We start from the raw sequence: 6140 nt of genomic DNA, 5'->3' as shown, positions 1-6140 counted from the left end.
GGGTGGAGCAGCTCGGTAGCTCGTCGGGCTCATAACCCGAAGGTCGTCGGTTCAAATCCGGCCCCCGCAACCAACTTCCTGATTGTTTTCTTCTTTTCCCCCTCATTACATTGAATATATCTCCATCGGGTATGCAACCGATGGCGATTAATGCTGTTTCCTGCGCTTTTTCAAGACCATAACTGGTCGTCTCGACCATTTGTTAGGTATCATCAGATATCTCTTCATGGATGAGGCACGCGCCTGTGATCACTCCTTTTACCTATCTTCCTCCTGCTATTGAAAGCCGGGATGCCACGCTGACCGAGACCCTTTCACAGGGCTTGCCATTGCAACTGCTGCTGATCGCCGAAGAGCAAAAGGAGGCATTGCTGTCGCTACCGGCCCTGTCGGGGATCAACACCCAGTTGGCGCTTGGGCAAAAAGCACCTTTCACCCTGATGCATGGTTCCACCCTGTTGCTGGTCATATTGGTGACCGGCAATGTGACGCGGGATCACCGTCTTTATAAGCAGGTCAGAGGTTGGATAGCCCCGCTCTCCGGGCTCAAGGTAGAGCGGCTCGGGCTGCATCTGGAGGGGTTTTCCCCCTCAGAGCGGGTGATGCTGGCTGAATTGATGTTGTCGGCTCTGTTGGCCGCCAATCTACCATTGCCGACCAGCAAAAGCCGTAGCGAAAGTGGCTGGAACTATCAGCATGTGTCGGTCTCTCCTGCTGTAGTGCTGGATCTCGCTCGTATCTACAGCGAAGCAGGGGGCAATGGGCTGGCTCGTCATTTGGCGGTGTTACCCGCCTCGGAGCTGACTGCGGCCAGCTATCGCGAGTTCGTCAGCCAGCTGGCTCAGGATGAAGGTTGGCAGTGCCATCACTACGATCAGGCGCAGCTGGCCGAGCTGGGAGCGGGGGCTTTTTTGGCGGTAGCCCGCGGTTCGGAAGATAATCAGGGGGCCATGGTCAAGCTCAGCTACTACCCGTCCAAGCCGGTACGCCGCATTGCGTTGGTGGGCAAGGGGATCTGCCATGACTCAGGTGGCTATAACCTCAAGGTTTCCGGCAGCATGTATGGCATGCATCTCGATATGGGGGGCAGTGCGGTGGCGTTGGGTACCCTTTATGCCATCAGTCGGGCTCAGCTGCCCTATGAGGTTCACTGCTGGTTGGCGATTGCCGAGAATCATATCGGTCCCCAGGCTTATCGTCCGGGTGAAGTGGTGACAGCGATGAATGGTCTCACCATCGAAGTGGTGGATACCGATGCGGAGGGACGAATGGTGCTGGCCGATACTCTGACGATGGCGGCGCAGGATACCCCGGATCTGCTGATCGATTATGCGACTCTGACCGGCGCTTGCAAGCGGGCACTGGGCAGTCGCTATAGCGGCGTCTTTACCAATCGCCACGAATGGCTGGCATCGCTGGTCAAGCTGGGTCAGCACAGCGGTGAACGAGTCTGGCCCTTTCCGCTCGATGAGGATTACGATGAAAATATCGAGAGCGAGTGGGCCGATCTGTTGCAGTGTGCACCAGGCAGTTCGCCGGATCACATTGATGCGGCCCGCTTTCTTGCCCATTTTATCCCCGAGCAGACGCCCTGGCTGCACTTCGACCTGAGCGGTTTTCGCAACAAGGGGGGCAATGGGGTGGTCTCCAGCGAAGTGACCGGCTTTGGTGTGCGGCTCACGCTGGATCTGCTGGCTGGCCCACTCGGTCGAGTGGGGCACTCAGCTTCCGAATAATCTGACTGATAAAAGGATTTCTGTGAAACAACCAAGCTATGACTGGGTGCTGTTCGATCTGGATGAAACCCTGCTCGATTTCCCGGTCGCCGAGGCACTGGTGCAAACTCTGCAGATCTATGGTGTGGAGGCCGATGACGCCAGCATGGCGCAGTATCATGCTATCAACCATGAGCTCTGGCAGCAGTACAACGATGGCGAGATCGATGCGACAGTGCTACAGCAGACCCGCTTCTCCCTCTTTGCCCAGCAAGTTGCCGCCGACCCCATGGCGATGAACAATACCTTTCTGGAGCAAATCATTGCCCTTAGCATGCCCCTCGAAGGGGTGGTCGAGACCCTGCAGCAATTGCGCAGCAAGGTGCGGATGGGGATCATCACCAATGGTTTCAGCGTCCCCCAACGTGGCAGACTTGGAAAACTGGGCTGGAGCGAGTGGTTCGAGCCCCTGGTGATCTCTGACGAGATCCGGGTGACCAAGCCGGCGCCAGCTATTTTCCAGTACACCCTCTCCCTGATGGGGAAGCCGGATCCGGCCAGAGTGCTAATGGTGGGGGACAATCCGAAAACTGATATTGCCGGGGCTGCGTCACAGGGATTGGCCACCTGCTGGTATAACCCGAGGCGGCACTCGGGGGAATGCGATGCGACCCACGAGATCCACCACTTCGCCCACCTTGCCGACATTGTGCTGGGACGCTGACAGGCAGGAGTAATCCATCACGTTATCGGTGACCAAAACGTCCTGGCAAGTTGCAACCAGGGCTGTTTGAGACAGGATTGGGTTTGCTTGAGACTGCAAGGGGAGCAGATACTCCCCTTACTTATGAGTGTTTTCCTGTGAATGCAGGGATTTGAACTGGTAGCGATCGAGGATCTGCTGATAGTCGGGACTCTGTTTCAATTTATCGATAGCCTGATTGATCCGCTGCAGTTGCGCTTCTGTGGTGCTCTCTTTGCTCAGCATCAGGTGAACCGGTGTCTGTTCGATATGCAGCAGAATATACAGCTTGTCCTGCACGCCATCCTTACCCTGCCACTCCTGCAGTCCGTGGGGGTCCAGAATAAACCCCTGGATCCGACCCCCTTGCAACATCTTCAGCAACTGATCCAGCCGCAGGCGCATCTGCAAACGGGGCTGCAGCTCGGGCCTTGCCATCAACTGGCGGAAGGTATTGCCGTAATCAAAGCCCTTGAGCACCCCGATATGGAAGTCAGGGGTGTTGATCAACTGCTCCAGGGTGTTGATCCCGCGCCAGCGATCGGCATCTTGCCGACGGATGACGATGGCCGTCTCCTCTTCCCGATAGGGGTGGCTGAAGCGGGCATATTGCTGCCGCTCGGCGGTGATATTGGCTGACATGGCCAGTTGAACCGTGCCGAATTTCAGCTCGTGCAGCACGCGAGCCCAGGGCATTTCACTGAATTTGGCCTGATAACCGGCCCGCAGGAAGATGGCGTTGAGCAGCTCCACATCCAGTCCGCGGAGCTGTTGCTGTTCATTGCGATAACTGAAGGGCTGCCAGTCGACCCAGCCTACGACCAATGACTCTTGTGCCGTAGCCTGGCAACACAAACACCATAACAACAAGAGTCTGTACACAACGCATACCCTCGAACAGGCTGATACGGTGAGTATTGGACAGGAACGACGGAGTAACCAGTGCTGAGGGTTGAGCGGATGCACAGATGTGCATCCCTCACAGTTCGTGGGCGTGGAATCCCTTGCGATAGCGGGCTTCGCAGCGCGGGCAGCGTTGCAGGGTCGGATCCTGTTCCAGCTGTTCGATGGAAAGCGGCTCTTCACAATCGGAGCAGAGGCCATAGAGGCCGAGATCCATCTGGCAGAGTGCCGCATCGATCCGCTTGAGGCGGGCCACGCTCTGCTCAACCTTCGGCAGATCCAGCCGGCTGGTCAGTTCCACCAGTTGATCCTGCTCGCAGTGACCGACCTGTTCGGCCCACTCGTCACGGCGGCAGGCTTTGAGCTGACCGATCAGCGTTTCTCGTACTTGGGCCCAGTCTGACAGCAGGCGATTACGCCAGACAGTCAACTGTGCTTGCGTCATTTCACACACATTATCCCCCACAGGACAGACGACAGATTTGGGGCAGTATAGGGATCCGATAACTCTATCAAGATGATATGCGTCAAGTTAAACGTGGTTAGCCGTGGCTTTTGGCTGCTTGCAGCAGGGCATCGCGGATCGGATCCGTCTCTTTGAGCACCCGGATCTCCTGAAACAGCTGGTCCGCTTCGGGATATTCCCGCTTGAGATAGCTGAACCACTGTTTGATGCGGCTGGGGTAGTAGTCGGCTTTTTCGCTGGCCAGATCCTGCTCGGTATAGCTCACCATCAACTGCAGCACCTCGGCCCAGCTCATGTGCGGGCAGCCGGTTTTCATCACGTTGGCCAGATTGGGCAGGGAGATGGCGCCGCGCCCGACCATCAGGGCATCACAACCCGAGGCCTTGGCGCAGGCGAGGGCATCTTTGTGATCCCAAATTTCGCCGTTGGCGGTGACGGGGATGGGCAGGGCGCGGCGAATGGCGTCCACATACTCCCAGTGGGCGGGGGCCTTGTACCCTTCGCGCTTGGTGCGCGCATGAACGGCCAGCTCGTTGGCGCCCCCCTGGAAGACCGCCTGAGCGTTCTCCAGATAGAGATCCTTGTCATCGTAACCGAGGCGAATTTTGGCGCTCACCGGCAGATGGGCGGGCACCGCCTCGCGCACCGCCTTGACGATGCGGTAGATGGTCTCGGGCTCTTTGAGCAGCACAGCGCCACCCTTGCTCTTGTTGACCGTTGGGGCTGGACAGCCGAAGTTGAGATCGACGCCGGGGGAGCCCAGCTCGATGGCGCGCACGGCGTTCTCGGCCAGCCACTCGGGGTGTTGCCCCAGCAGTTGTACCCGCACCGGGGTACCTGCGCGGGTTTTGCCATCTTGCAGCAGTTCAGGGCAGAGGCGGTAGAACACCTTGGCGGGCAGCAGCTGATCAACGACCCGGATAAATTCGCTTACGCAGAGATCGTAATCGTTGACGGAGGTCAGTACCTCCCGCATCAGGTGATCCAGTACCCCCTGCATGGGGGCCAAAATAACGCGCATAACGGCTTTCCGACGAGAGTGGGGAGAAAAAGAGCGCAGATTGTAGTGGGGTTGCGGCCCGCTGTCAGCACCCGCTCAAACTCTGTTAGGCTAGAGGGAGATAAATCACGCAAGGAGAAGGAATGAAGCGTTGGTGTCTGATGGCGCTCGGGTGGCTGGCATTTGCCACTGGTATTGTGGGCATTGTGCTGCCGCTCTTGCCGACTACCCCCTTCATGTTGCTGGCTGCCGCCCTGTTTGCCCGCTCGTCGCCCCGTTTTCATCGCTGGCTGTTGACCCATCCCTGGTTTGGCCCGCCCATCGTGGATTGGCAACAGTATCGCGGCATTCGTCGTCAGGCCAGACGGCGCGCCATTATCTTCATTTTGCTCACCTTTTCGGTGTCGCTGGCGGTGGTGCCACTGCTGTGGGTCAAGGGGTTGCTGGTTATCATAATGGTGATCCTGCTCACCTGGTTAATGCGTCTGCCGGTGCTGGAGCCAGTTGCAATGGTGAAGTGAAGTCCCTAAGCTATTGCAGCAATAATGCTATGGAGTCGGCCTGTCATTTTTGCGTGACAGGCTTTTTTATTTCCCGCAGAAGGGAATTGAGAAAAATGGCCACCCCTGGGTCAAAGAAATAAGCGGTCAACACATGAATCCGGAAACCCTGAAATTTATCGAAGCAAGCATCAAGACCATTCCCGACTATCCGAAGCCGGGCATTCTGTTTCGTGACATCACCAGCCTGATCGAGAATGCCGAGGCCTTCAAGGCCACCATCGATCTGCTGGCCAATCATTATCGTGATCAAGGGATCACCAAGATTGTTGGCACCGAAGCTCGCGGCTTCATCTTTGGCGCGCCGGTTGCCTATGCCATGGGGCTGGGCTTCGTACCGGTCCGCAAGCCGGGCAAGCTGCCGCGCGAAGTGATCGAGGAGTCCTATGCCCTCGAGTACGGCACTGACACCCTGCAACTGCACACCGATGCCATCGTGCCTGGTGACAAGGTGCTGGTCGTGGACGATCTGCTGGCGACCGGTGGTACCGTTGATGCGACCGTCAAGCTGATCCGCCGTGCCGGTGGTGAAGTTGCCGATGCGGCCTTCATCATCTCCCTGCCGTCTCTGGGTGGCGATGCCCGCCTGACTGCTGCTGGCATCAAGGTAGTCTCACTGGTCGAGCTGGCCGGCGAGTAATGCCTCTTCTGCCCGATCCTCTGCATCGGGCCTGCATTGAACCGGTGCCCTTGCGGGCATCGGTTTGAAAATCAAGCGATCCCTCCCGCTCTGACCGATAGCCGATACAGCCAG

At 57.7% G+C, this 6140-nt stretch carries 8 protein-coding genes; 4 read left to right on the top strand and 4 right to left on the bottom strand.

The window, feature by feature from the left end; translation table 11 throughout:
* Nucleotides 1-199 (bottom strand): hypothetical protein (locus tag G5306_RS20090; RefSeq protein ID WP_421313578.1); only part of this gene is annotated, 199 nt, incomplete at its 3' end.
* 46 nt (nucleotides 200-245) lie between these two features.
* On the opposite strand from G5306_RS20090, the gene G5306_RS20085 reads away from it, so the two are divergent.
* A complete protein-coding gene (locus tag G5306_RS20085; protein WP_227342736.1) occupies nucleotides 246-1736 on the top strand; it encodes a M17 family metallopeptidase in 1491 nt (496 codons plus the stop codon).
* 22 nt (nucleotides 1737-1758) lie between these two features.
* Nucleotides 1759-2439, top strand: coding sequence for a pyrimidine 5'-nucleotidase (gene yjjG, locus G5306_RS20080; RefSeq protein WP_421252648.1), 681 nt, complete (start codon nucleotides 1759-1761; stop codon nucleotides 2437-2439).
* A gap of 117 nt (nucleotides 2440-2556) precedes the next feature.
* On the opposite strand, the gene G5306_RS20075 is transcribed toward yjjG, so the two are convergent.
* The 3 genes from G5306_RS20075 to dusC all read right to left on the bottom strand — a co-directional run bounded on the left by G5306_RS20075 (nucleotide 2557) and on the right by dusC (nucleotide 4847).
* Nucleotides 2557-3282 carry a substrate-binding periplasmic protein gene (locus tag G5306_RS20075; protein ID WP_421173197.1) on the bottom strand — a complete coding sequence of 242 codons (726 nt, stop codon included), beginning with the start codon at nucleotides 3280-3282 and terminating at the stop codon, nucleotides 2557-2559.
* A gap of 154 nt (nucleotides 3283-3436) precedes the next feature.
* Nucleotides 3437-3805: a TraR/DksA family transcriptional regulator gene (locus G5306_RS20070; protein ID WP_019445807.1), complete on the bottom strand. Its 369-nt coding sequence runs from the start codon at nucleotides 3803-3805 to the stop codon at nucleotides 3437-3439.
* Nucleotides 3806-3902: 97 nt separating this feature from the next.
* On the bottom strand, nucleotides 3903-4847 hold the full coding sequence (gene dusC / locus G5306_RS20065; RefSeq protein ID WP_421173196.1) for a tRNA dihydrouridine(16) synthase DusC: 945 nt from the start codon (nucleotides 4845-4847) through the stop codon (nucleotides 3903-3905).
* Nucleotides 4848-4969: 122 nt separating this feature from the next.
* On the opposite strand from dusC, the gene G5306_RS20060 reads away from it, so the two are divergent.
* Nucleotides 4970-5347: a YbaN family protein gene (locus G5306_RS20060; protein WP_064335934.1), complete on the top strand. Its 378-nt coding sequence runs from the start codon at nucleotides 4970-4972 to the stop codon at nucleotides 5345-5347.
* Nucleotides 5348-5480: 133 nt separating this feature from the next.
* Entirely contained in the window at nucleotides 5481-6026 is a 546-nt protein-coding gene (gene apt / locus G5306_RS20055; RefSeq protein WP_005352403.1) for an adenine phosphoribosyltransferase, read from the top strand.
* Nucleotides 6027-6140: the final 114 nt, after the last annotated feature.

Origin of the sequence: Aeromonas sp. 603404 (assembly GCF_049171775.1) — a bacterium.
GTDB classification, from domain to species: domain Bacteria; phylum Pseudomonadota; class Gammaproteobacteria; order Enterobacterales; family Aeromonadaceae; genus Aeromonas; species Aeromonas veronii_A.
Note: the sequence above shows the minus strand (reverse complement) of the source record. Positions and strands in the feature narration are given on the sequence as shown.